The organism is Streptomyces sp. NRRL S-1813 (assembly GCF_000719605.1).
Taxonomy (GTDB): Bacteria; Actinomycetota; Actinomycetes; order Streptomycetales; family Streptomycetaceae; genus Streptomyces; species Streptomyces decoyicus.
Genome location: NZ_JOHB01000006.1, coordinates 17896 through 41675, shown reverse-complemented (window position 1 = coordinate 41675; position 23780 = coordinate 17896). Strand labels below are relative to the sequence as shown.

The window sequence follows — 23780 nt, the reverse complement described above, 5'->3', positions numbered from 1 at the left end:
ACGGCGACGGGGCGCGCGGGTGGTCAGGCCAGCGCGGATCCGTACAGGTCGTAGCTGCGGCGGCCGTGGAGTCTGGCCAGCACCTCGGCCAGCACCCGGTCCTCCTCCGCGGCCGGGCGGTCGGGCAGCGGCAGGCCCAGGCGGCGGCCCAGGCGGTAGAGCGCGGCGGTCGCCCAGGACGGGTCGGCGAGGAAGGCGTCGGAGCCGGCGCGCTGCTCCCGCCACACCCCCAGGCAGGCGGCCGCGGTCAGTACGAGCGAGTAGCGGTCGGCCAGCCCGAAGGCGTGCGGGCTGGCCAGCGCCTTGCGGTCGTCGGGGGCGATATCGGTGAACGCCTCCCGCAGATCGGCGAGTTCGGTGGTGAAGGCACGGGCGAGGAACCGCAGGGTGCCGCCGGGGGACGCGGCCGTGTCGCCCTCCAATTCGTCGGTGCAGGCCACCAGGGTCGCGGCGAGCGGATCGCCGTCGCCGAGCAGCGCGGGCTCCGACAGGTCCAGCGGCGGCAGCCCGTCGTGGATGCGGAACAGCGCGGCCGGTGCCTCGGGGTCGGCGAACCAGGCGTTGCGGGCGAAGTACGGCAGCTGTGGCAGCAGGCTGACCTGGCGTCCTGCGCTGCCGGCGTGGCCGAGCGAGGTGACCGGCAGATCCCGCAGCTGCTTCTGGAACATGGCGTACGCCCCGGCCTCGGCGAAGGTCGCCTTGCCCAGCACCGCCGACATCTCGTCCATGGACTCGGCGAGCAGCTTGGGCGCCTGGTAGGCGGCAGCGGCGGCGTAGGCGCTCATCTGACGGGGCAGCAGATGCAGGGCGCGGGTGGCGACGGCGGCCAGGCAGTCGCTGAGCAGAAGGTCCAGGAACGCGCCGGTCAGCACGTCCCGCACATGCCGCACGTCGAGCGAGGAGCGGCCGTCGGCGCGGCGCCGGGTGGCGAACCGGGCAACGGTGCGCAGCGCGGTGTCCGCGCCGGACAGCACGATGGACGGGATCAGCCCCCGGATGACGAGGGAGGAGCGCAGGCTCAGCTCGTAGCCGTCGCCGAGGGAGCCGACCAGGGAGTCGCGCGGGACGACGCAGTCGGTGATGCTCAGGCCGCTGAAGTCGGTGCTGCGCATGCCGTTGGTGGCGCGGCGGCCCAGGTTGCGTACCCGTCCTGCGGGGAGCCGTTCGCGGTCGAGCAGCAGCACGGAGTGGGTGCGCCCCCTGGTCTCGCCGGTGCGCGCGAACACCACCAGGCCCGCGGAGCGTGCGGCGTTGGCGATGACGGATTTGCTGCCGTTGAGCCGGAACCCGTCCTCGACGGGCTCCGCCGCGAACTCCTCGCGGACGAAGGCGTTGCCGTGGGCGACCTCGTGGCGGGCGACCGCGATCCGCCGGCCGTCGAGCAGCAGCCGGGCGGCCAGCGCGCACTGGTCGTCCTGGCCTCCGGTCCACACCGGGACGGCCGCGAAGAAGCAGTTCAGTCCGTAGCCGAAGCCCAGGGAGGCGTCACGGCGGAAGACCGGGCGCAGCACCCGGCCCAGGACATCCATCCGCGCCAGCCGGCCGCCGTGGCGCTCGGGCACGAACTCGGCGACGAAGGCGTAGGAGTCCAGCACCGCTTCGGCCGCGGCCAGTGACTCGCCGGCGGCGTCGGCGGCGAGCAGGGCGTCCTGGCCGCAGGGGTTGTGGGGGTCGTCGAGCGGGCCGAACGCGGACTCCAGGCGGTCGATGCGGTCCTGCGCCGGGCCGCTCATCGCACGCTCCCGACCGGCAGCAGCTGCTGGATGTCCGGCTCGATCTGCTGGTGCAGCGGCCGTAGCTCGCCCTGGAGGAACTGCCGTCGCATGGCGGCGCGTTCGACCTTTCCGCTGGTGGTGCGGCGGACCGTGCCGGGCCGTACCAGCAGCACCGCGCCGGCCCGTACGTCGTACTCCTCGGTGAGGGCCGCACCGATCGAGGAGGTGAGGGCGGCGAGGTCGATGTCGTAGCGGCTGCCGGCCCGCAACTCCTGTACGACGACGACGCGTTCGGGCTCGCCGGGGACCACGAAGGCGGTGACGGCGCCGAAGAGGGCGCTGAGGCGCTGGACGGTGGTCTCCAGGTCCTGCGGATAGAGGTTGCGGCCGGCCACCACGATCATGTCCTTGAGGCGGCCGGTCACATAGAGCCGGCCGTCCTCGCGGGTGCCGAGGTCGCCGGTGCGCAGATAGCCGCCGCGGCCGGCCGCGGTGGTGCCGTTGAAGGCCGCGGCGGTCTCGGCGGGGCGGCGCCAGTAGCCGCGGGCGACGCTGTCGCCGCTCAGCCAGATCTCGCCGATCCGTCCGTCGGGGAGCGGCTTGCGGGTGACCGGGTCGACGATCAGCAGTTCGCCGTCGGCGGGCTCCCCGCAGTCGGTGAGCAGGCGCCGCGGGGCACCCTCGGCGGGGGCCCGCAGCTCATGGGTTTCCAGGGCGGCGGCGTCGGCGGTCAGCTCGCGGCGCTCGGTCCCGGCCGGTGCGCCGGACGCCAGCAGGGTCGCCTCGGCGAGGCCGTAGCAGGGGGTGAGGACCTCGGGGCGCAGGCCGGCCGGGGCGAACCGTTCGGCGAAGGCGCGCAGTGTGGCCGGGCGCACCGGCTCGCCGCCGCTGACGGCGGTCTCCCATCCGGACAGGTCCAGGGTGGCGAGCTGCTCGTCGGTGACGCGCCGTACGCACAGGTCGTAGGCGAAGTCCGGGGCGCCGCTGACCGTGACGTGGTGCTGCCCGATCGCCTCCAGCCAGCGCACCGGGCGCCGGACGAACGCCTCGGGCGAGAGCAGCACACTGCTGCCGCCGAGCCACAGCGGGTGCAGCAACTGGCCGATCAGGCCCATGTCGTGGTGGAAGGGCAGCCAGCCGCCGAGGCGGGCGCCGGGCAGGGTGTGCAGCACTCGGCTGATCGCCCGCTGGTTGGCGAGGAGGTTGTCGTGGGTGACCACCACTCCGCGGGGTTCGCGGGTGGAGCCGGAGGTGTACTGGAGGAAGGCGACCGTGTCGCCGGGCAGGTCCGGTTCCTGCCAGGCCCGGGAGGCGGGGACGACCTCGGCGGCAAGGCAGGGGATATGGCCGTGACCGTGCCGGGCGAGCAGCCGGGAGACGTCCGGTGCACCGGCCCCGTCGGCCAGTGCGAGGAGGGGCGCGGCGTCCTTGACGATGCCGGCGAGGCGGGCTTCCAGGTTGCCGCGGCCGTCGGGCGGCGGCACCGGGACGGCGAGGGCGCCGGCGTAGAGGCAGGCCAGGAAGCTGATGGCGAACAGCCTGCGGTCGCTGTGCACGATCAGCACGCGCTCGCCGGCGGCCCCGCGGTCCTGGAGCCAGCCGGCCAGCCGCCGGGCGCCCTCGTCCAGCGCCCGGTAGGTCACCACTTCGGGCTGTGCCCGCCCCTCGTATTCGGGCAGCACGATCAGCGCTTCCCGGTCGGGCGTCTGGGCGGCCCTGGAGCGGACGAGTTGGGTGAAGTTGTGGTTGCCGTTCAACGCCTCCCCCTCACATGTCGTGGTGTACGGGCCCGGTCGGCCCCTGCGGCGGTGCGTTGCGGTCGCCGGGCACGGCCCGTCCGGCGGTGTGCGACTGCCGGTGGTGCGGTGCGCGCGGCGGCCGCGCGGTCATGGCGTGGACCAGCCGACGGGTGAGCGGCGCGGGCCGTGTGCGCGGCCCCATCCGGCGCGGGGCGGCAGCGGCTCGCCGGCTCCGGAGCCGGCCTCTTCACCGGCCCGCAGCACGGCGAGCAACACGGCCGTGACGGCGGCCAGTTCGGCCTCGTCCGGTCTCCCCCGGACCACGGTGAACCGTATGTCGTTGGCCATGCCCGCAGGATGCGCCGGGCCGCTCGAAGGGAACTCGTGTCCGGCCGCAAAGATCGCTATACGGTCCGGACGCGGGCGGAAACGGCCGGAGCCGAGGACCGGTGGGTCCTCGGCTCCTGGGGTGCGCGTGCGCGCCGGTATCAGCGGATGACGCGCTGGTAGGCCATGTGCACGGTCCGTTCGGTGGTGACGTCTGCGATCTCGGAGACCTCCCGCAGCCGGTCCTCGGCCTGCGGGTCGTGCAGCGCGGAGACGCAGGCGTCGCCGTTGCGCCACCACGACAGCCCGAGGTAGGTCATGGGGCTGAGGGTGGAGCGCAGCAGGTCGCTGCCGCCGAAGCCGCCGAGCCGGGACCAGCGGTCCGTCAGTGCGCCGAAGCGGTGCTCGAACTCCGCGCCCGAGCCGCGGACCCGGACGTGGGTGAGCACGACATCGGCGTCGCCGACGGCGGCGTCGTGGTGCAGCAGCCGGCCCACGCTGACGGCCTGGTCGGCCTCGGTCTCCACGAGCGCGCCGAGGCGGCGCACCCGGTCCAGGAAGGTGTCGTCGTGGACGACGTCCAGAAAGTTGCGCAGGCTGCGCCAGTGCCCCAAGTGCACGTACACATGGGGCTGTTCGATGAGCCGCACGGTCACCAGGAAGTCGAATCCCTGTTGTCTGCGCAGGAATTGGGAGTGTTCGTGGAACTCCCGCTCGAACTTACCGGTGTCGCCCTTGACGCGGAACCGGTTGATGACGGTGACGGGCCCGTTGAGGTCACGTCCGGGCATGTGCTTCCTCCGCGAACTGCTTGGCATGGCGCAACGTGGTCGAGCTGTTGGTCCCCAGTGCCCTGCGCACCAGGGTGCGGGCCTCTTCGAGCGTCGCCTCGGCCCCGAGCGTCTGGCGCACCCCCTCGGGATCGAGGGTGACAGTGTGCCAGGAGGTGGCGACGACACCCGTGCCGTGCGGCGCGCGTGGCGCTATTTCCCACCGGCCGGTGTGGCCGGCCATCGCGACGGGCACCCGTAGCTGCTTGTAGACGATCTCCGCGCGGTCGGCGAAGCAGACCCGCACGGAGGTGGTGTTGTGGGTGGAGCCGTCCGGACTGCGGGTGTCCATGTCCAGGTGCTGGAGGCCCGGTTCGTCCTCGGTCAGCTCCAGCCGTGCCACGTGCGGCAGCCGCTCGGGCCACCGGTCGGCGCGGTCGAGGAAGGCGTAGACATCGGCGGCGGCACCGTCGATCTCCACCGAGTCACTGAAGGTGAAGGTGGTCTCGTGGCGCCGGCCGGCGAGTTCGGCGGCGTTCTTCAGCGCCTCCAGTTCGGCGCGGCTGTTGCGGTCGACCGCCTGCTCGATGAGGGCGACGGCGGCCGGATCGTCGCCGACGGCCCGGTAGTCGTGCAGCAGCACCACCCGGCAGCCGCCGTCGTCATCGGGCTGTATCCGCCAGGTGCCGCCCATCGACGCCACGGGCGCGGCGGAGACGACCTGGCGGAAGGTGATGGTGTGGGTGGCGGGGTCGAGGGTGCGGCGCGACGTCCAGTTGCGTACCTCGCCGTTGGCGAACGCCCAGATGTGCAGCAGCTGTTCGCCCCGGGCCTCCTCCAGCACCTCGACATGCACGGTCGGCCCGAAGACCTGCGGCCAGGCGGTGACATCGGCGACCAGGGCGTAGACGGTGCCGGGCGGGGCGGCGACCGGGACGGTGTGCTCGGTGACATGGGTTGTGCCGGTGGTGGTAACGGTCGGCGCCACGGCGGACCTTCCCTTCGTTACGCGCCGCGCAGGCGGCGGCATCAGACTGGCAGGGGGTGCTTGAGCGGAGCTGGAGCATGGGTCGGACGGGGTCCGGACCGGCGGCGGGCGGGCCTCAGCCCTGCGCCCAGGCGGGGCGGTCGCAGATCTCCACCACGGCGGCGCCCCAGCTGTAGCCCGCTCCGACGCCGACGAGCACGACCCGGTCGCCCGGCACGGCCCGCCCCGAGGTCACGAGGTGGTCCAGGCCGGCGAACTGGTCACCGGCGCCGAGGTGGCCGACGGTGCGGCTCCACTCCCAGGTGGTGCGGGCGGGGTCGATGCCGTACGGCCGGTAGTAGATGGCCTCCAGACGGCGGCGGCCGAAGTGCGGCAGCACCACCCACTCCGCCTCGGCCAGCTCCAGGTCCGCGTCCGCCAGGGCCTGTTTGACGACGGTGCGCTGGCCGGTGTTGGCGCGGCTGATGGCGAAGGACATGCCGACCCGGCCGACGAAGGCGCGCTTGGCCTCCTCGAAATCGACCGGGGTGCGGTGGCTGAAGGGGGCCGGGCCGAAGGGTTCGTCGCCGCGGTGCATCGGCTCCAGTTCGGGGTCGGCGAGCAGCGCCAGCGACCGCAGCCGGGCGAAGCCGCCCAGCCGCGAGAGCACCAGGGCACTGGCCCCGTCGGCGTAGGGGGTTCCCGGGTCGGTGCGCCAGCGGTCGATGCCGGGGGCGCAGAACCGGTCGGCGGCGCTGAGCAGGGCGTCCCGTCGTCCTGCGGCGGCGGTGAGGTAGGCGGTGGCGAGGTCGAGGGCGGCCATCCCGCCGTTGGACATCTGGCGGATCTCGATGGCCGGGCAGGTGTTGCCGACCGCCTCCCGCTGGATGTAGGAGGCGACCGGCCACAGGTCCTGGCCCTGGTGGTAGGTGTCGGCGTGCAGGATCAGCGCGATGTCGCCCGGGGCGGACGCGGCCCTGGCGAGCGCCGCGCGGGCGGCCGCCGCGCCCATCTCGGCGGCCGACTCGTCCGGCGAATGGGCCACCGACAGCATGCCGGTCGCCCGTGCCACCTGGGGCGGGCAGCTTCCGTCGGCGACGGCGTCGGCGATCGATAACGAGGAGGGCAGCCTGGTCGCGGTCCCCCGGATGAAGATGTCGTCCACTCGCACAGCCACTCCTGGAGTGTGGTTCGCGGCCGGCGCGGCCGGGTGCCCGGCGGCGCGCCGGCGGGTTCAGTCGGCAACGGCGGCGGTCGGCAGCGCCCGGGAGCGGTCCTCGCCGGTGCGCGCACCGGACAGCAGCACATAGCGGACCGCGTCGAGCAGGGCCCGCCAGGACGCGGCGACGGTGTTCTCGTCCACGCCGACGGTGCCCCAGCGGCGCTGTCCGTCGCTGAAGCTGATCAGCACCCGGGCGGCCGCGCCGCTGCCGCCGCCCGCTCCGGCGCTGCCGGGCAGCACCCGCACCTGGTAGTCGACGACCTCCAGCGCGGTGAGCTCGGGGAAGAACGGGTCGAGTGCGGTGTGCAGCGCGCGGTCCAGGGCGTTGACCGGTCCGTTGCCCTCGCCGGCGGCGCTCAGCGGTACCCCGTCGACCCGCAGCCGTACGGAGGCCTGGGTGCGGGTGCCGCCACCCGGCTGCCGGTCCACGCCGACCCGCCAGGTCTCGACGTCGAAGGGACACTCCAGCGATCCGGCGACGGCCCCCTGGAGCTCCTCGCACAGCAGCAGTTCGAACGAGGCGTCCGCGGACTCGAAGCTGTAGCCGCGGCTCTCCAGGTCCTTGATGCGGGCGGCGGCGCGGGCGACCGGCTCGGAGCCGGCCTCGACGTCGTAGCCCAGTTCGCGGGCCTTGAGCTCCACGGAGGAGCGGCCTCCCATGTCGGAGACGAGGGTGTGCATCGCGTTGCCGACCAGCGCCGGGTCGATGTGCTGGTAGAGGCCGGGGTCGACGCGCAGCGCGGAGGCGTGCAGGCCTGCCTTGTGGGTGAAGGCGCCGGCACCGACGTACGGGGCGGCGGCGCGCACCGGAATGCCGGTCAGTTCGGCGACGGACCGGGCGGACAGGCTCATCTCCCGCAGCTGTTCGAGGGAGACCACCTCCAGGCCGCGCTGGAGCAGCAGATTGGCCGCGACGGTGAAGAGGTCGGCGTTGCCGCAGCGTTCGCCGTACCCGTGGGCGGTGCCCTGGACGTGGTCGGCGCCGGCGTCGACGGCGGCGAGGGTGTTGGCGACCGCGCAGCCGGAGTCGTTGTGGCAGTGGATGCCGAGGCGGACGCCGGTCGCGGTACGGGTGTCGTCGACCACCGCGCCGATCCGGTCCGGCAGTCCCCCGCCGTTGGTGTCGCACAGCACCACCGCCTCCGCGCCCGCGTCGGCGGCGATCCGCACCACCTCCAGGGCGTATTCGCGGTTGAGGCGGTAGCCGTCGAAGTAGTGCTCGGCGTCGACGAAGACCCGCCGGCCGGCGTGCACGAGGAAGCGCACGGTACTGCCGATCATGGCGAGGTTCTCGGCGAGGGTGGTGCGCAGGGCCAGTTCGACATGGCGCGGGTGGCTTTTGGCGACGATGGTCACCACCGGTGTGCCGGCGGAGACCAGCGCACGCACCTGCGCGTCGTTGGACACCATCGCGCCGGGCCTGCGGGTGGCCCCGAAGGCGGCCAGCTGCGCGGTGCGCAGGTCCAGTTCCTGTTCCGCGCGGCGGAAGAACTCGGTGTCCTTGGGGACCGCTCCCGGCCATCCCCCCTCGATGAACCCGACGCCGAAGGCGTCCAGATGGCGCGCGACGGCGAGTTTGTCCTCGACCGTGAGCACCATGCCCTCCTGCTGCGTTCCGTCGCGCAGGGTGGTGTCGTAGAGCTGGAAACGCTGCTCGGCCATGGTCCCTCCGTCCCTGACTCACGCCGCCCTCGGTCGGCGGCTCGGAGCGGTCACGGTCGGGCGGTGGGGTGGAGCGGGGATGGAGGGCCGCTCAAGCCGCCGTGAGAGGCCGCCGCGGGGCGCCGGGGCGGCGGCACGGGCGGGGCGAGGGGGGCGCAGGACGGCGCGACCTGCTACCGGCAGAAGGTGGGCAGGACGACGGGACCGCCGGCCGGCGCCGGGCCGGCCGGCGGTGGGACCGGAGCCCGCCGGGAACGCTGCTGTGCCTGCTCGCCGTCTCGCGCTCAGGCGGCGACCTCGACGCTGGAGTGGTCGCCGACGACGAGGCGGGAGCAACGGGTGCGGACGGCCGACGAGACCGTCGCGTCCCGGCCGATGACCGAGCCGCTGACCCCGCCGACGCGCCGGACCGTCGCCCCGTCCAGCATGATGGAGTACTCCACCTCCGCCGCGGTCAGCACACAGTCCCGGCCGACGGAGGTGTGCGGGCCGATGTGGCTGTCCTCCACCACGGTGCCGGCGCCGACGATGACCGGGCCGGTGATGCGGGAGCGTATGACCCGGGCGCCCTCCTCGATCACGACCGGGCCGGTCACCTCGCTCGCCCCGTCCACGTCGCCGAGCACGGAGGGCGCGAGCCGGTCGAGGAGTTCGCGGTTGCAGTCCAGGACGTCCTCGACCTTGCCGGTGTCCTTCCAGAAGCCGGAGTAGATCCGTGCCCGCACCTCCGCGCCGTGGGACACCATCCACTGGAGCGCGTCGGTGATCTCCAGTTCGCCGCGGGCGCTCGGCTCGATCGCGGCGACCGCTTCGTGGACGGCCGGGGTGAAGAAGTAGACGCCGGTCATCGCGAGGTCGCTGCGCGGCTCGGCGGGCTTCTCCGCGAGCCGCACCACCCGGCCGTTCTCGTCGATCTCGGCGACCCCGAACGCCCTGGGGTCCGGCACCTTGTGCACCACCACCTGGGCGGCGGGCCGGTCCTCCCGGAACTGCCGGGCGATGTCGGCCACCCCGTCGGTGAGCATGTTGTCGCCCAGGTACATCACGAAGTCGTCGTCGCCGAGGAAGTCCTGAGCGATGGTGATGCAGTGCGCGAGGCCGAGCGGTGCGTGCTGCCGGATGTAGGTGAGCTCGACGCCGAGGCCGGTGCCGTCGCCGAGCGCGGCCGCGATCTCCTTGCCGCGGTCCCCGACGATCAGTCCGACCTGGGTGACCCCGAGGGCGCGCAGGTCTTCCATCACATGGACGAGCACCGGGCGGTTGGCGATCGGGATCAGCTGCTTGGGCATGGAATGGCTGAACGGGCGCAGCCGGCTGCCCAGCCCGCCGGCCAACACGAGTGCCTTCATGGGAAGTCCTTCCTCACCGCGTCGCCGGCCGCCGCTGCACGGCGGCGGGCGGCCTGGGACCTGCCGCCGCAGAATGCGGCGGGCGGGTCGCGGCGCGCTCAACCCCCGCTGGTTTTCCGGCCCGTTGTCCGACGGACCGGGCGTACAGCGGCTCAGCGGGCCGGAGACGGTTCAGCGGTGCGCAGCCGGGCGCTCTCCGCTTCCGTCAGCCCCCAGTCGGCGAGCAGCCGCGGGCAGGGCCCGTCGGGCGCCGCCGCCGGGTCCGGCCCTGCGGGGGTGCGTCCGAACCGGGGCGCGGGGGCGGGCTCGACGACCTCGTCGGTGCGCAGGAAGGTGCCGCGTGCCCGGTGGTGCGGGTGCCCGGCGGCCTCCCGCAGACTGAGCACGGGGGTCACACACGCCTGGGTGCCGTCGAAGGCCGCGGTCCACTCCGCGCGGGTACGGGTCGCGAACCGGTCCGCGAACTCGCGCCGGAGGACAGGCCAGTTGGCGGTGTCGTCCCGGTCCGGCAGCCGGTCGGCGGCCAGTCCGAGACCGGCCAGCAGCGCCGTGTAGAAGCGCTCCTCCAGCGCGCCGACCGCGACATGCTCGCCGTCGGCACAGGTGTAGACGGCGTAGAAGGGCGCCCCGCCGTCGAGGAGGTTGCCGCCCCGGTCCGCCCGCCACTGGCCCGCCTGTGCCATGGCCAGCAGCATGCCCGTCAGCGAGACGGTGCCGTCCACGATGGCCGCGTCCACCACCTGGCCCAGCCCGGAGCGCGACCGTTCGAAGAGCGCGGCGAGGAGACCGGCGACCAGCAGCATCCCGCCGCCGCCGAAGTCACCGAGCAGGTTGACCGGCGGGACCGGAGGGCCGCCGGCCGGACCGATGGCGTGCAGCACACCGGTGAGGCCGATGTAGTTGATGTCGTGGCCGGGGGCCTGCGCCAGCGGCCCGTCCTGGCCCCACCCGGTCATCCGGCCGTACACCAGCGCGGGGTTGCGGGCGCGGCACACCTCGGGTCCGACGCCGAGCCGCTCGGCCACCCCGGGCCGGAAGCCCTCGACCAGCACATCCGCGCCGTCCACCAGCCGCAGCAACAGACCGGTGTCGGCCGGGTCCTTGAGGTCCAGGGCGACCGGGCGGCGGCCGCGGTCGAGGATGCGGTGCCATGCGGCGAAGGCACGCTCCTGGCCGGGCCGGTCGACGCGGATCACCTCGGCGCCGAGGTCGGCGAGCATCATGCAGGCGTACGGGGCGGGGCCGATCGCGGCGAGTTCGAGCACCCGCAGCCCGTGCAGCGGGCCGCCGCTCACCGTGAGTCCCGGTGGTGCGAAACGGGCGCGGCGGGTGGGACGGCAGCGGGGCGGGGCGGTGTACCGGCGGGCGAGCGGCCGGCGGCGGAGGAAGGCGGCATCCGCGGAGGGTGACAGCGGCCGCTGCACCGGGCCTTGAGGGGCTCTCGCGCCGCGCCGACACCCGCCCGCGCGCGGTTCGAGCCGGAGGCGAGTTCCCCGGTCCATAGTGGGCCTGCCCCTCCTGCACCACGACCGAAGGAATCCGATGGCCACCCGGATGCCGGCGAGCAGCCGCCCGCACAACGGCGAGGACGGCACTCCCGTCCTCAGCACCCGCGCCCTCAACCGTGCCCTGCTGGCACGCCAGTTGCTGCTGCGGCGCCATCGGCTGGGCGTCCTCGACGCGGTCACCCGGCTCGTCGGACTCCAGGCCCAGGCACCCAGCCCGCCCTACATCGGCCTGTGGACCCGCCTGGACGGGTTCGCGATCGAGGATCTGGCGGGTGCCCTTGAGGACCGTTCCCTGACCCGAATCGCCGTGATGCGCAGCACGGTGCATCTCGTCACGGCACAGGACTGCCGCACGCTGCGCCCGCTGACCCAGCCGGCCCTGGACCGCGACCTGTGGGTGGGCAGCGGGTCCGGCAAGGCGGTGGACGGGGTGGTGGACCCGGCCGAACTGGCCGCCGTCGCACGCGCCGCGCTGGCCGAGGCGCCGCTGACGACCGCGGAGCTGGGCGAGGCGTTGCAGCAGCGCTGGCCCGAGGTGGCGGCGCGGCATCTGGCCTACGCGGCGCGCACGCTGCTGCCGCTGGTGCAGGTGCCGCCGCGCGGGATCTGGGGAGTGGGCGGCCGGACGCGGTACGCCACCGCCGAGTCCTGGCTCGGCGAGCCGCTGACGGCCGGGCCCTCCCTCCAGGAGGTGGTGCTGCGTTATCTGGCGGCATACGGCCCGGCCACCGTGAAGGACGTGCAGATCTGGTCGGGGCTGACCCGGCTGCGGCCCGTTCTCGACGGTCTGCGGGACCGGCTGCGCACCTTCCGGGACGGCGCCGGCCACGAGCTGTTCGACGTGCCCGGAGCGCCGCTGCCCGACCCGGACCTCCCCGCCCCCGTGCGGTTCCTGCCGGAGTTCGACAACATCCTGCTGTCGCACGCCGACCGGGGCCGCATCATCACCGACGAGGACCGCCGGCGGATCTTCACCCGCAACGGCATCGTCCGTGCCACCTTCCTCGTCGACGGCTTCGTCCGCGGCATGTGGGCCATCGACCGCGCCCGTGACGGTGCGGTGCTGCGCGTCGAGCCGTTCGCTCCGCTCGGCGCGCCGGACCGTGCCGCCCTGTCGGAGGAGGGCGCCCGCCTGCTGGCGTTCGCCGCGGCCGACGCCCGCGCGCACGACATCCGCTTCGCACCGCCCGGAGGGTGACCGCGCCCTCCCGTCTTGGCCGGTGCGCCCGGTACGACCCCCTGCCCCGGGCGGACGAGCCGCCCGGCCTTCCCGAGAGGAACCCGCCATGCCCCACGCACCGTTCACCGGCCGGACCGTCGTCGTCACCGGAGGCGGCACCGGCATCGGCCGCGCCACCGCGCTCGCCTTCGCCGAGCAGGGCGCCGCCGTGCTCGTCACCGGCCGCCGCAAGGAACGGCTGGCCGAGACCGCCGCCGCACACTCCGCGGTCGTCCCGGTGACCGCCGATGTCACCACCGAGGCGGGCGCCGAGGCGGTCGCCGAGGCCGTGCGCGAGCGCGGCGGGACGGTGGATGTGCTGGTGCACAACGCCGGCATCTTCCGCTTCAGCCCGCTGGCGGCCCTGGACGTGACCGCCGCCCGGGAGGTCCTCGACACCAACGTGCTGGGCCCGGTCCTGCTCACCAAGCATCTGCTGCCGCTGCTGCGTTCGCCGGGCGGCAGCCTGGTGCTGGTCTCCAGCCGCGGCGGCCACAACCCGGGCCCCGGCAGCTCGCTGTACTCGGCCAGCAAGGCGGCCGTGCACAGCCTGACGCGCAGCTGGGCGGCCGAACTGTCCGCACAGGGCATCCGGGTCAACGCGGTCGCCCCCGGCTTCGTCCGTACCGACGCCTACGCCGCCAACGGCCTGGCGCCGCAGGAGGTCGAAGGCCTCTTCGCGGGGGTCGCCCACGGCATCCCGCTGGGCCGGGTCGCCGAGACCGACGACATCACACCCTGGATCGTCCAGCTGGCCCATCCGTCGTCCGCCCTGGTCACCGGCCAGGTCATCACCATCGACGGCGGGATGGACGTGGGCGGGCCGCAGGGCGGCTGACCCGCCGCGACGCCCTGGTCCAGCCGGGCTCGACCCGGCGTTCAGGCCGCACTTCTAGCCTCGGTGCGACCGAGGCAAGCCGCAGCGCTGGAGGGGACGTTCCTATGAGCCCGGCCATCACCCCGTACCGCATCGACATTCCGCAGCCGGAGATCGACGACCTCCGCCGGCGGCTCGCCCGGACCCGCTGGCCGGAGGCGGAGACCGTCGCCGACCGGTCCCAGGGCGTCCCGCTCGCGGTCATGAAGGACCTGTGCGCCCACTGGGCGGAGCGCTACGACTGGCGGGCCACCGAGGCCCGGCTGAACGCGCTGCCGCAGTTCCGTACGGAGATCGACGGGCTGGGCCTCCACTTCCTGCACGTCCGCTCCCCGCACCCCGGCGCGGTACCGCTGCTGATCACCCATGGCTGGCCCGGCTCGGTGGTGGAATTCCTCGACATCATCGGCCCGTTGACCGATCCCGCGGACCCGGCCGACGCGTTCCACGTGGTGTGCCCGTCGCTGCCGGGCTACGGCTTCAGCGACAAGCCGTCCGAGGCAGGCTGGGGCGCCGAGCGGATCGCGGCGGCGTGGCAGGAGCTGATGGCGCGGCTGGGGTACACCCGCTATGCGGCGCACGGGGTGGACTGGGGTTCCTTCATCTCGGCGGTGATCGGCGAGACCGACCGCGGCAGCCTGCTGGGGCTGCATCTGACGATGCCGTTCGCCCGGCCGCCGCAGGAACAGGCCGAGCTGTCCGAGCGGGACCTGGCCGGGCTGGCCGCCATGAAGCGGTTCCAGCAGGAGGAAGGCGGCTACTCGGTCCTCCAGACCACCCGGCCGCAGACGCTCGGATACGGGCTGACCGACTCCCCCGCCGGCCAGCTCGCCTGGATGGCCGAGAAGTACTGGGCGTGGAGCGATCACGACGGGGACCTGGAGAAGGTCATCTCCCGCGACCGGCTGCTGGACGCCGTGTCGGTGGCCTGGTTCACGGCATCGGCCGCGTCGTCGGCCCGGATCTACTGGGAGAGCCAGAACAAGCTCGCGCTGGCCCCCGTCCACGTGCCCACCGCCGTCGCCAACTACCCGAAGGACGGCCGGATGCCGCGGCCCTGGATCGAGGGCCGCTTCACCGATCTGCGGGACTGGAAGGACCACGAGCACGGCGGTCACTTCCCGGCTCTGGAACAGCCCGAGAACCTCGTCCGCGACCTGCGCGCGTTCTTCCGCACCCTGCGCTGACCCCCGCCTCTCCTGGAAAGGACTCATCGTGACGACCTCTGCCACCGGACCCGGCGCGGCCACCGACGCCAAGACGTTCCCCTATCAGCGCAGGTGCCCCTTCAGCCCGCCGGCCGAGTACACGGCGATGGCCGAGCAGGATGTCTCGGAGGTGACGCTGACCGGCTCCGGGCTGCGGATATGGACGGTGACCGGCTACCACACCATCCGCAAGCTGCTCACCGATCCGCGGGTCAGCGCCTCGCGCAAACACGCCAACTTCCCCTTCTACTTCGTGGCGCCGCCGGAGTACCGCACCGAGACCTCCTTCATCGGGTACGACGGCGCGGAGCACACCGCGACCCGGCGCAAGGCCGCGCTGACGTTCACCAACCGGCAGGTGCAGCGGCTGCGCCCGCGTATCGAGCAGATCGTCGACGAGCACCTCGACCTGATGCTGGGCATGCAGCCGCCGGTCGATATGCACCGGGTGTTCTCGCTGGCGGTGCCGATGACCGTCATCTGTGAACTCCTCGGCATCCCGCAGGACAAGCACGACTTCTTCATCAAGCACGGCACCGCCCTGCTCGGCGGCCACAGCTCCACGGAGGAGCGGCAGGCCGCCATCGTCGAGGTCAACGCCTATGTCGACGAACTGATCCAGCTCAAGAAGCGCGAACCGGGCGACGATCTGCTGAGCCGGGCGATGGCCGACTACGCGGCGTCCGGCGAGGAGTACACCGACCGGGACCTGTTCAACATGGTGCGGCTGCTGATGAACGGCGGGCACGAGACCACCGCCAGCCAGATCTCGCTGGGCACCGCCTGCCTCCTGGAGAACCCCGACCAACTGCAACTGCTGCTGGACGACCCGGCGCTGGTCAAGCCCGCCGTCGAGGAGCTGGTGCGGTTCGCCACCATCGGGGACACCGCGGTACCGCGCGTCGCGCTGGAGGACCTGGAGATCGGCGGGCAGGTCATCCGCAAGGGCGACGGCATCCTGTGCCTGGGGCTGGCCGCCAACCGGGACCCGGAGACCTTCCCCGAGCCGGAGAAGCTCGACATCACCCGCGGCAGCCGCAAGCACCTCGGCTTCGGACACGGCGTGCACCACTGCATCGGCGCGGACCTGGCGCGGCTGGAGCTGGAGATCGTGTGGAGCAAGCTCTTCCGGCGCATCCCGGACCTCCGGCTGGCCAAGCCGTTCCTGGAGATCCCGCGCAAGGAAGGCGCGGTCATCTACGGGCTGTGGGAGCTGCCGGTCACCTGGTGACCTCCCGGGCCCAACCGGCGTCGCACCGGCGCCCGTTGGCCCTCTTCACGATTGTCCGCCGGCCGTCATCCGACGAGGAGAGCTCCATGGCCAAGATCACCTATCGGCATCCGAACGGAACCGAGACCGTCGTCGACGTCCCGGTGCCCAACACCGTGATGCGCGGCGCGAAGATCAACAACATCGACGGGATAGAGGCCCAGTGCGGCGGTTCCGCCCAGTGCGGCACCTGCCATGTGTACATCGACGAGGCCAACGCGCTGCCGCTGCCCGAGATGCACGAGTCCGAGGACGACGTCCTCTACGGCACTGCCGCCCCGCGCCGCGCGAACAGCCGCCTCAGCTGCCAGCTGCCGGTCTCCGACGAGATCGACGGGCTCGTGGTGCATCTGCCGGAGACCCAGAGCTGATGGCAGCGCCGTCGGTCGTCGTCATCGGCGCGGGGCAGGCCGGCTCGGACACCGCCGCCGCGCTGCGGTCCCAGGGCTTCGGCGGGCGGATCACCTTGGTCGGCGCCGAGGGCGTCCTGCCCTACCAACGGCCCCCGCTGTCCAAGCAGTTCCTCGCCGGCACCCGCAGCAGCACCGGTCTCGCCCTGCGCCCCGCCTCGTTCCACACCGCCCAGGACATCGAGTTCGTGGGCCGGGATCCGGCCGTGCGCCTCGACCGGGCCGGCGCCCGGGTCCTCCTCGCGTCCGGACGCTCCCTCGGCTATCAGCACCTGGTCCTGGCCCTCGGCGCACGCCCCCGCCGGCTCCCCGTTCCCGGCGCCGGGCTGGACGGGGTGCTGACCCTGCGCACCCTCACGGACGCCGGCCGGCTGCGCGACGGGATGCGCAACGCCGGGCATCTCCTGGTGATCGGCGGCGGTTTCGTGGGGCTGGAGGTCGCCGCGACGGCACGGGCGGCCGGGCTGGAGGTGACCGTCGTCGAGGCCGGGGCCCGCCTGTTGACGCGTTCGGTCAGCGGCGCGATGTCGGCGCATCTGCTCGCCGAGCACCGCGCGCACGGCGTCCGGGTACTGCTCTCCCGCGAGGTGACGGCCCTGCGCGGCGACGGCGCGGGCCAAGTGCGGGAGGCCGAACTGGACGGCGGGGAGCGGATCGCGGCGGACCTGGTGGTCGTCGGCATCGGCGCGGTGCCCGAGGTCGGGCCGGCCGCCGACGCCGGTCTGGCCGTGGACGACGGCATCCTCGTCGACGCCTTTCTGCGCACCAGCGACCCCGCCGTCCATGCGGTCGGCGACTGTGCCCGGTTCCCCGGCCCGCACACCGGGCGCCCGATCCGCCTGGAATCGGTGCAGAACGCGGCCGACCAGGCGCGGTGTGTGGCGGCCACGCTCTGCGGGGCGGCCCGGCCGTACGCGGCGCTGCCGTGGTTCTGGACCGAGCAGTACGGGCTGCGGTTGCAGATCGCCGGGCTCGGCGACGGCCACGACCGGGTGGTGACCGTCGGCGATCCGAGCACCGGCCGGTTCTCCCTGCTCTGTTACCGGGGCCGGCAGCTGCTCGCCACCGAGTCGGTGAACCAGCCGGCCGACCACATGATCACCCGGCGGCTGATGGGCACGGGAGGGCCGCTGCCGACCCCCGAGGAGGCGGCGCGGCCCGGATTCGGCTTCAAGGCCTTTCAGCAGGCCGCCACCGTGTGACGCCACGGCGCAGGGCCCGCCTCCGCTGCCGGGGGCGGGCCCTGCGCCGTGCTGGTCAGGAACGGGTGCCGGTGTCGTGCGCCTGCACGCTGCGGGTGAGCACGTCGTCGGCGTCGTACTGCCGGGAGACCCCGCTGCTGGTGAAGGTGTCGCCGGTGAGCCGGGCGCTCTGGTCGACGCTCACCCGGCCGAGGTAGTCGCCCTGTTCGCTCCACATGGGCTCGGCGATCCGGAAGGTGAAGCGCCCGTCCCCCGTCCGGCTCCAGCGGCCCGCGCCGCCGCCCACGATGAACGCCGTACCGCCCGGGGTGAACTGCACGGTGCTGTCGTAGGTATGGCCCTCGAAGGACACCTTCAGTGCCCATCGCCCGACCGGACTTGCCGCGGCCGCCCGCCCGGCACCTGCGGCCGGGGCGCCCGCTTCGGCCGGGGCGACGGCCGTCGACGTACCGGTCATCGGCACCGCGGCCAGGACGGCCGCCGCCACGACGGCCGGCGTCCTGCGGCGTCTCCCTGTGTCTGCCGAACGCTTCATGCTGTTCCTCCCCCGCGCGGCGCGCGTGTGCTGTGGTGAACCGGTCGGGACAGGCTGCGGCCACCGCCTCGACGGGCGCTCGAAGGACGCTGCACGCACCGCGCTCCAGCCGGGCGCGAGACGACGTCGGGACACTGGGCGGCCCCGGGCTGATCCGGAAGACACGCCCTGGACCCCGAGGAGGACCGATGCTGCTCCCCCGCACACACCCGGACCGCGACGACCGCACCCTCCGGCCGGCGGCGGCCGGTACCTGGCGGGCGCTGGTGCGGCGGCCCCGGGAGACCTCCGCCAGCACCTTCGTCTTCACCGAGCGGGGCTCGGCCCTGCTGCTCTCCGGCACCGCGGGCTGCGGCTCGTGGAGCGCCACGGGGGCGTCGGCGTTCTCCTACCGGATCTCCGAGCCCCTGTGGGACGCGGACGGCCGTTTCCGGGGCTGGGTGGACATCGATCAGACGGCCGTGTGCCGGGGTGCGGGGTTCACCAGCTGCGGGGTGTCCCACGTCCATGACGCGCACGGTGTGCTGAGGTACCGCGTGCCGGTGGCGGTCTTCGCACGCCGGTGGGGGTAGCGGGCCGCGCGTGGAAGGGGGCGGGCACCGGAGATCCGGTGCCCGCCCCCTTTCCCACGGGTCGTTCAGTGTGTCCTCAGGCGTGCGCCAGGTCCAGGGCGACGTTGCCCCGGTAGGCGCCCTTGAGCAGCGACATCAGGGCGGCGGGTGCGGCCTCGATACCGCCCTCGACGGCCGTGTGCGGGAAGACGAAGGTGCCTTCGGCCACCCACATCGCGAAGTGCCGCGTCCACTCCGTGATCTGTTCCGGCGTGTGGTACGTCGCGAACGGCCGCAGCTCCAGATGCTTGGTGATGGCCGTCATGAGGTCGAGCCGGGGATGAGCCTGTGCGCCGTTCTGTGCGGACAGCGCGCCGCACAGCGCGAACCGCGCATGCGGGGCCGCGACCTCGATCGCGGCCTCGAACTGCTCGCCCCCGACGTTGTCGAAGAAGACATGGATGCCGTCCGGGGCCAGCTCGCGCAGCCGGTCGACGACCGGGCCGTCGTGGTAGTCGAACGCGTCGTCGAAGCCCAGCGCGCCGACGAGATAGTCGACCTTCTCCTTGCTGCCGGCGCTGCCGATCACCCGGGCCGCGCCCCGGCACTTGGCGATCTGCCCGGCGAGCGAGCCCACACCGCCGGCGGCACCGGAGACGAACACCACGTCGCCCTTGCCGACCCGGGCGATGCCGGCCATGCCGTAGTAGGCGGTGGGGCCCTGGCTCAGGTAGTACACCGGGCTCGGGAAGAGGTCCGGGTCGACCTTGAAGTACGTATTGGCCGGACCGCAGGAGTACTCGCTCCAGCCGGTCATCGACTGCACGATGTCGCCGACGGCCAGGTCCGGGCTCGCGGACCGGACCACCGTGCCCAGCGCGCCCCCTCCGAGCCGCTCGCCGACCTGGAACGGGGGCAGCGGCAGCGGGCAGTCGGCGCGCATCAGATCCTGGTAGGCCGCCGCCAGCGGCAGATGGTCCGTACGGACCAGGACCTCGCCGGGGGCCGGCTCGGGCACCTCGACCTCGACGATGTCGAAGTGGCCGAGGGTCAGTTCACCCTCCAAGTGCTCGGACAGCCGTACTTCCCGCGCCTTCTGCGGAATGTCGGGACCCACACCAGCGCTCATGACTCTCCTTCGTGCCGTCGGCAGCCTGGGCTGAAACCTCCCCAGGGATATCCCGGCCCGCTCGCGGCCGCCTCGGGCGCCGGTGCAGCGCCGGGCGGGGCGGCGGGCCGGGGGCCGTCATGCGCCGGGGGCGGCCTGCTGGAGGTCGAAGGCGTTGGCGCCGTCAAGGGATTCCCGGATGACGTCGGCATGGCCGGCGTGCCGGGCCGCCTCCCCGATCAGATGCAGCAGGATCCACCGGACGGTACGCGGCTCGTCCTGCGGGCCCCACGGGGTCTTGGGCATCGGCACCCGCTCGTCGAAGTCCTTGACGGCCCGTGCCGCCTGCGCCACTTCCGCGCCCACCCGCTCGTGCTCGGCCAGCAGACCGGCCACCGTGGCCGTCGCGGGCACCTCGAACTCGGCCTGCCCGTCGCGCTGAAGCCAGTCGGCCCCCCGGCCGGCGATGACCGGGATCCATTCCGGCTCTCCGCGCACGGCATGGGTGATCAGCGACGCCAGCGACAGTGTGCTGACGCTGGGGGTGCTGCGCGCCTGTTCTTCGGTGAGCCCGACGAGCGCCCGGCGCAGCACCGTGCGGTGCTCCTGCCAGGCGGCCAACAGCTCTTCACATTCATCCATCCGCGGGTCCGCCGGGGTCGGCATGCCGATCGCCTCTCGTCCGTGCTGGTGGTACGGCCTGCACAACGTCGCACGTCCGGCCGGGGACACGCGGCGCCGTACGACGCGCCCGCCCGGGGCGCGTCCCAAACGTCCCGCCCCAGGACAGGCCCTAGCACCTCTCCAGGACGCGTCCAGCCCGGCGGGTCACCGTGGACGGCGCCACAGACCCGACCGGCGACGGTGGCGCGCCATGACCGAAGGAGCCGATGTGTCCCAGGTATCGCAGGCAACCGTGCAGCGGGTGACCGCGGATCTGTATGTCGAGGTGCAGCAGTTCTACGCACGGCAGATGCCGCTCCTGGAAGCCCGGAAGCTGGAGGAGTTCCTGGAGACCCTGACCGAGGACGGCTCGATCGAGCACCGTCCCGGTGGCTGGAAGCTCGAAGGCCGCCGGCAGCTGCTGACCGAGATGCAGGCCCGCCGGGGGGACCCGGAGCGGCCGCTCGTCGAGCAGATCTCGGCCCGCGAGGCGCGGGAGCAGAACGTCTCGTACTACGACGGCCTGGTCTACCGGTACTGGTTCGACCGGATGCACATCGAGCCGGTCGGCGAGGACACCCTGAAGGTGCGCTACCAGGCGATCGTGAGCATGACCGACGCCGCGGGCAAGGTCAGCTTCGAGCCGACGACCGTCGTGGACGACGTCCTGGTCCGTATCGACGGTGAGCTGTACACCCGTTCGCGCGTCGTCACACATGACTCTCCCGCCTGGGCCGACAAGATCCACAACCCGTCCTGAGCAGCCCGGCCGACTGCCGGCCGCCCCTGGTCCGATCCGTTCCGAAAGGCCGCACACCGCGGAGGTGCCCCTTGTCCGCCTGCCCCGTTTCCGATGCTTTCCCCTTCCCCGGCTCGTCCTATCAGGGCCCGGCCCCGCACTACGCCCGGCTGCGCACCGAACAGCCGGTGGTACGGGTGCGGACGGCGGGCGGTGTGGACGCCTGGCTGGTCACCCGTTACGAGGACGTCCGGGCCGCACTGGCCGATCCCCGGCTCAGCAGGGCGGAGACCTGCCGGCCCGGCGCGCCGCGGATCGGCGGCTCGATGACGACCACGCCCGAGATGATCATTTCGCTGGACGGTGCCGAACACGCCCGGCTGCGCAAGCTGGTGGTCGGCGCGTTCACCACGCGGCGGGTCGAGCAGATGCGGCCCGGTGTGCAGAAGGTGGCCGACGAGCTGCTGGACGACATGGCGGACCGCGGCGGCCCGGTGGATCTGGTGCAGCAGCTGACGGTGCCGCTGCCGCTGACGGTCATCGGTGAGCTGCTCGGTGTCCCGCGTGAGGATCTGCGGCAGTTCGAGACCTACGCCCGCGCCTTCGCCACGGTCGACGACCGGGCCGGCGGCGAGGAGTCGCTGGCCGGCCTGGCCAAGCTGAACGAGTACATCGTCGGCCTGATCGCCGACAAGCGGGCCGAGCCCTCCGACGACATGCTCTCGGATCTGATCGCGGCCCGGGACAACGACGACCGGCTCAGCGAACAGGAGCTGGTGACCTTCGGTTTCACCCTGATCGGCGCCGGCTTCGACACCACCGCCAACCAGCTCGCCAACTCCGTACTGGCGCTGGTGGCCGGGCACCGCGACCAGTGGCGCGCGCTCGTCGAGGACCACAGCCGGATACCGGACGCCGTCGAGGAACTGCTGCGGCACGTCAACCTGTTCGCCACCGACACCTCGGGATTCCCGCGGATGGCCGTCGAGGACCTGGAGATCGGCGGAGTGCACATCGCCGCGGGCGAGCCGGTCCTGCTGTCCCTGGCCTCCGCCAACCGTGACCCGGCGGTCTTCGACGACCCGGACCGGCTGGACCTGGCCCGCGGCCGCAATCCGCACATCTCCTTCGGCCACGGCATCCACTACTGCCTCGGCAAGCAGCTCGGCCGGATGGAGATGGAGATCGCCCTGGCCGGGCTGGTGCGGCGCTTCCCGGATCTGCGGCTGGCCGTGCCACAGAGCGAACTCCCCTGGCACACGGGCGAGATCAACCACACCCTGACCAGTCTTCCGGTCACCTGGGGGGCCTGAGGCCATGGCCACCGCCACGCCCTCCCGTACGGCAGCGGATCTCGCGGAGCGCTGTGCGCGCTCCGCCGCGGTGACCGAGGCCGGCTCGTGGCTGCGTACCGCCGAGGTCCCCGGCTGGATGGCGGAGCGTCACGCGTCCCACCGCTTCGCGGTACGGCGCATCCCGTTCGCGGCGCTGACCGGATGGTCCTTCGCCCCCGGGACCGGGAACCTGCAACACGACAGCGGGCGCTTCTTCACCGTGGAGGGGCTCCAGGTCTCGGTCGGCACCGGGCCCTTCCCGCACTGGCAGCAGCCGATCATCAAACAACCGGAAGTCGGCATCCTGGGCATCCTCGCCAAGGAGTTCGACGGTGTCCTGCACTTCCTGATGCAGGCCAAGATGGAACCGGGCAACCGCAATCTGCTCCAGCTGTCGCCGACCGTGCAGGCCACCCGCAGCAACTACACCAAGGTGCACCGCGGCGCCGATGTGCGCTACCTCGACCACTTCCTGCGGCCCGCCCCGGGCAGTGTGGTGGCCGATGTGCTCCAGTCCGAACACGGCTCGTGGTTCTTCCGCAAAAGCAACCGGAACATGATCGTCGAAACCCGCGACGAAGTGCCGGTGGCCGAGGACTTCTGCTGGCTGACGCTGGGGCAGATCGGCCGGCTGCTGCGCCGGGACAACATCGTGAACATGGATGCCCGGTCGGTCCTGGCGTGCGTACCCACGGGCGGCACTCCGGGGCCCGGCGCCCCGTACGGTGACACGGACCTGCTGTCCTGGTTCACCGCCGAGCGCTCCCGCCACACCGTCAGCGCCGAGCGCATCCCCCTGGACGCGGTGGCGGGCTGGCGGCGCGGGCCGGACACGATCGAGCGCCCGGACGGCCGGTACTTCCGTGTGGTGGCGGTGGCCGTCGAGGCGGGCAGCCGCGAGGTGACGGGCTGGAGCCAGCCCCTGATCGAACCGTGCGGACTCGGTGTCACCGCCTTCCTCACCCGTCGTGTCCGAGGCGTCCCCCAAGTACTGGTGCACGCCCGGGTGGAGGGCGGCTTCCTGGACACCGTCGAGCTCGGGCCGACCGTCCAGTGCGTGCCGGGCAACCACGCCGCTCTGCCGCCCGGGGACCGGCCGCCGTTCCTCGACACGGTGCTGACGGCCGGGCCCGGCCGCCTCCGGTACGCGGCGGTCCACTCCGAGGAGGGCGGCCGCTTCCGCCACGCCGAGAGCCGCTATCTGCTAGTCGAGGCGGCGGACGACATGCCGGAGGAGCTGCCGCCGGGCTACCGCTGGGTCACGCCCGGCATGCTCGGTGCGCTGGTCCGGCACGGCCACTACCTCAACGTCCAGGCACGCAGCCTGCTCTCGCTGCTCACCACCGGCGCCGCCGGCCTCCAGGACTGACCGCAGCACCGGCGGGGCGGCGCGGCCTCGAGTGCC

Annotated in this window: 22 protein-coding genes; 10 read left to right on the top strand and 12 right to left on the bottom strand. The window is 73.1% G+C overall.

Features of this window, described 5'->3' with window-relative positions; genetic code table 11:
• Nucleotides 1-23: 23 nt before the first annotated feature.
• The 9 genes from IF67_RS0111570 to IF67_RS0111530 form a co-directional block, all read right to left on the bottom strand.
• Nucleotides 24-1733: an acyl-CoA dehydrogenase family protein gene (locus tag IF67_RS0111570; protein WP_051817915.1), complete on the bottom strand. Its 1710-nt coding sequence runs from the start codon at nucleotides 1731-1733 to the stop codon at nucleotides 24-26.
• Nucleotides 1730-3472, bottom strand: a complete 1743-nt coding sequence (locus IF67_RS0111565) for a fatty acyl-AMP ligase (RefSeq protein WP_030984765.1) — start codon at nucleotides 3470-3472, stop codon at nucleotides 1730-1732. The genes IF67_RS0111570 and IF67_RS0111565 overlap by 4 nt, the downstream gene beginning before the upstream one ends.
• Nucleotides 3473-3601: 129 nt before the next feature.
• The gene (locus IF67_RS39045) at nucleotides 3602-3802 is read right to left on the bottom strand and encodes an acyl-CoA carboxylase subunit epsilon (protein ID WP_037839202.1); all 201 of its coding nucleotides are present in this window, start codon (nucleotides 3800-3802) and stop codon (nucleotides 3602-3604) included.
• Between the two features lie 140 nt (nucleotides 3803-3942).
• Nucleotides 3943-4572 carry an antibiotic biosynthesis monooxygenase gene (locus IF67_RS40275; RefSeq protein ID WP_051817913.1) on the bottom strand — a complete coding sequence of 210 codons (630 nt, stop codon included), beginning with the start codon at nucleotides 4570-4572 and terminating at the stop codon, nucleotides 3943-3945.
• Nucleotides 4559-5539, bottom strand: coding sequence for an aromatase/cyclase (locus IF67_RS0111550; RefSeq protein WP_030984763.1), 981 nt, complete (start codon nucleotides 5537-5539; stop codon nucleotides 4559-4561). Before IF67_RS0111550 ends, IF67_RS40275 begins: the two co-directional genes overlap by 14 nt.
• 115 nt (nucleotides 5540-5654) lie before the next feature.
• A complete protein-coding gene (locus tag IF67_RS0111545; RefSeq protein ID WP_030984761.1) occupies nucleotides 5655-6689 on the bottom strand; it encodes a ketoacyl-ACP synthase III family protein in 1035 nt (344 codons plus the stop codon).
• A gap of 63 nt (nucleotides 6690-6752) precedes the next feature.
• On the bottom strand, nucleotides 6753-8402 hold the full coding sequence (gene cimA, locus IF67_RS0111540; RefSeq protein WP_030984759.1) for a citramalate synthase: 1650 nt from the start codon (nucleotides 8400-8402) through the stop codon (nucleotides 6753-6755).
• Nucleotides 8403-8686: 284 nt separating this feature from the next.
• A complete protein-coding gene (locus IF67_RS0111535; RefSeq protein WP_030984757.1) occupies nucleotides 8687-9751 on the bottom strand; it encodes a glucose-1-phosphate thymidylyltransferase in 1065 nt (354 codons plus the stop codon).
• 152 nt (nucleotides 9752-9903) lie between these two features.
• Complete coding sequence (locus tag IF67_RS0111530) at nucleotides 9904-11046, bottom strand: CaiB/BaiF CoA transferase family protein (protein WP_037839242.1); 1143 nt, start codon at nucleotides 11044-11046, stop codon at nucleotides 9904-9906.
• Between the two features lie 247 nt (nucleotides 11047-11293).
• On the opposite strand from IF67_RS0111530, the gene IF67_RS0111525 reads away from it, so the two are divergent.
• The 6 genes from IF67_RS0111525 (at nucleotide 11294) to IF67_RS0111500 (ending at nucleotide 17445) form a co-directional block, all read left to right on the top strand.
• On the top strand, nucleotides 11294-12457 hold the full coding sequence (locus tag IF67_RS0111525; RefSeq protein ID WP_078889380.1) for a winged helix DNA-binding domain-containing protein: 1164 nt from the start codon (nucleotides 11294-11296) through the stop codon (nucleotides 12455-12457).
• Nucleotides 12458-12545: 88 nt separating this feature from the next.
• Complete coding sequence (locus IF67_RS0111520; RefSeq protein WP_030984750.1) at nucleotides 12546-13316, top strand: SDR family NAD(P)-dependent oxidoreductase; 771 nt, start codon at nucleotides 12546-12548, stop codon at nucleotides 13314-13316.
• Nucleotides 13317-13420: 104 nt separating this feature from the next.
• On the top strand, nucleotides 13421-14542 hold the full coding sequence (locus IF67_RS0111515; protein WP_030984748.1) for an epoxide hydrolase family protein: 1122 nt from the start codon (nucleotides 13421-13423) through the stop codon (nucleotides 14540-14542).
• A 28-nt stretch (nucleotides 14543-14570) separates the two neighbouring features.
• Complete coding sequence (locus IF67_RS0111510; protein ID WP_030984746.1) at nucleotides 14571-15794, top strand: cytochrome P450; 1224 nt, start codon at nucleotides 14571-14573, stop codon at nucleotides 15792-15794.
• 86 nt (nucleotides 15795-15880) lie between these two features.
• A complete protein-coding gene (locus IF67_RS0111505) occupies nucleotides 15881-16204 on the top strand; it encodes a 2Fe-2S iron-sulfur cluster-binding protein (protein WP_030984744.1) in 324 nt (107 codons plus the stop codon).
• Nucleotides 16204-17445 (top strand): NAD(P)/FAD-dependent oxidoreductase, encoded by a 1242-nt coding sequence (locus IF67_RS0111500; protein WP_030984741.1) that lies wholly within the window; start codon nucleotides 16204-16206, stop codon nucleotides 17443-17445. The genes IF67_RS0111505 and IF67_RS0111500 overlap by 1 nt, the downstream gene beginning before the upstream one ends.
• A 55-nt stretch (nucleotides 17446-17500) precedes the next feature.
• On the opposite strand, the gene IF67_RS0111495 is transcribed toward IF67_RS0111500, so the two are convergent.
• Nucleotides 17501-17980 (bottom strand): hypothetical protein, encoded by a 480-nt coding sequence (locus IF67_RS0111495; protein ID WP_158713072.1) that lies wholly within the window; start codon nucleotides 17978-17980, stop codon nucleotides 17501-17503.
• A gap of 188 nt (nucleotides 17981-18168) precedes the next feature.
• Here IF67_RS0111495 and IF67_RS0111490 point away from each other — a divergent pair, with 188 nt between their 5' ends.
• Nucleotides 18169-18552 carry a hypothetical protein gene (locus tag IF67_RS0111490; RefSeq protein ID WP_030984737.1) on the top strand — a complete coding sequence of 128 codons (384 nt, stop codon included), beginning with the start codon at nucleotides 18169-18171 and terminating at the stop codon, nucleotides 18550-18552.
• A 76-nt stretch (nucleotides 18553-18628) separates the two neighbouring features.
• Here IF67_RS0111490 and IF67_RS0111485 read toward each other — a convergent pair whose 3' ends face one another.
• On the bottom strand, nucleotides 18629-19660 hold the full coding sequence (locus IF67_RS0111485; protein ID WP_030984734.1) for an MDR family NADP-dependent oxidoreductase: 1032 nt from the start codon (nucleotides 19658-19660) through the stop codon (nucleotides 18629-18631).
• A gap of 117 nt (nucleotides 19661-19777) precedes the next feature.
• Entirely contained in the window at nucleotides 19778-20281 is a 504-nt protein-coding gene (locus tag IF67_RS0111480; RefSeq protein ID WP_234341056.1) for a DinB family protein, read from the bottom strand.
• Nucleotides 20282-20531: 250 nt separating this feature from the next.
• On the opposite strand from IF67_RS0111480, the gene IF67_RS0111475 reads away from it, so the two are divergent.
• The 3 genes from IF67_RS0111475 (at nucleotide 20532) to IF67_RS0111465 (ending at nucleotide 23744) form a co-directional block, all read left to right on the top strand.
• Nucleotides 20532-21062, top strand: coding sequence for a nuclear transport factor 2 family protein (locus tag IF67_RS0111475; RefSeq protein ID WP_030984730.1), 531 nt, complete (start codon nucleotides 20532-20534; stop codon nucleotides 21060-21062).
• A gap of 71 nt (nucleotides 21063-21133) precedes the next feature.
• Nucleotides 21134-22354, top strand: a complete 1221-nt coding sequence (locus IF67_RS0111470) for a cytochrome P450 (protein WP_037839201.1) — start codon at nucleotides 21134-21136, stop codon at nucleotides 22352-22354.
• Between the two features lie 4 nt (nucleotides 22355-22358).
• Nucleotides 22359-23744, top strand: a complete 1386-nt coding sequence (locus IF67_RS0111465; protein ID WP_030984725.1) for an NDP-hexose 2,3-dehydratase family protein — start codon at nucleotides 22359-22361, stop codon at nucleotides 23742-23744.
• Nucleotides 23745-23780 lie beyond the last annotated feature (36 nt).

Excerpts from the sequence above, each read along its gene's own strand:
- IF67_RS0111570 (WP_051817915.1), bottom strand. The coding sequence starts at position 1,733 with ATGAGCGGCCCGGCGCAGGACCGCATCGACCGCCTGGAGTCCGCGTTC.
- IF67_RS39045 (WP_037839202.1), bottom strand. The coding sequence starts at position 3,802 with ATGGCCAACGACATACGGTTCACCGTGGTCCGGGGGAGACCGGACGAG.
- IF67_RS40275 (WP_051817913.1), bottom strand. The coding sequence starts at position 4,572 with ATGCCCGGACGTGACCTCAACGGGCCCGTCACCGTCATCAACCGGTTC.
- cimA (WP_030984759.1), bottom strand. The coding sequence starts at position 8,402 with ATGGCCGAGCAGCGTTTCCAGCTCTACGACACCACCCTGCGCGACGGA.
- IF67_RS0111535 (WP_030984757.1), bottom strand. The coding sequence starts at position 9,751 with ATGAAGGCACTCGTGTTGGCCGGCGGGCTGGGCAGCCGGCTGCGCCCG.
- IF67_RS0111525 (WP_078889380.1), top strand. The coding sequence starts at position 11,294 with ATGGCCACCCGGATGCCGGCGAGCAGCCGCCCGCACAACGGCGAGGAC.
- IF67_RS0111520 (WP_030984750.1), top strand. The coding sequence starts at position 12,546 with ATGCCCCACGCACCGTTCACCGGCCGGACCGTCGTCGTCACCGGAGGC.
- IF67_RS0111515 (WP_030984748.1), top strand. The coding sequence starts at position 13,421 with ATGAGCCCGGCCATCACCCCGTACCGCATCGACATTCCGCAGCCGGAG.
- IF67_RS0111505 (WP_030984744.1), top strand. The coding sequence starts at position 15,881 with ATGGCCAAGATCACCTATCGGCATCCGAACGGAACCGAGACCGTCGTC.
- IF67_RS0111500 (WP_030984741.1), top strand. The coding sequence starts at position 16,204 with ATGGCAGCGCCGTCGGTCGTCGTCATCGGCGCGGGGCAGGCCGGCTCG.
- IF67_RS0111495 (WP_158713072.1), bottom strand. The coding sequence starts at position 17,980 with ATGAAGCGTTCGGCAGACACAGGGAGACGCCGCAGGACGCCGGCCGTC.
- IF67_RS0111490 (WP_030984737.1), top strand. The coding sequence starts at position 18,169 with ATGCTGCTCCCCCGCACACACCCGGACCGCGACGACCGCACCCTCCGG.
- IF67_RS0111485 (WP_030984734.1), bottom strand. The coding sequence starts at position 19,660 with ATGAGCGCTGGTGTGGGTCCCGACATTCCGCAGAAGGCGCGGGAAGTA.
- IF67_RS0111480 (WP_234341056.1), bottom strand. The coding sequence starts at position 20,281 with ATGGATGAATGTGAAGAGCTGTTGGCCGCCTGGCAGGAGCACCGCACG.
- IF67_RS0111465 (WP_030984725.1), top strand. The coding sequence starts at position 22,359 with ATGGCCACCGCCACGCCCTCCCGTACGGCAGCGGATCTCGCGGAGCGC.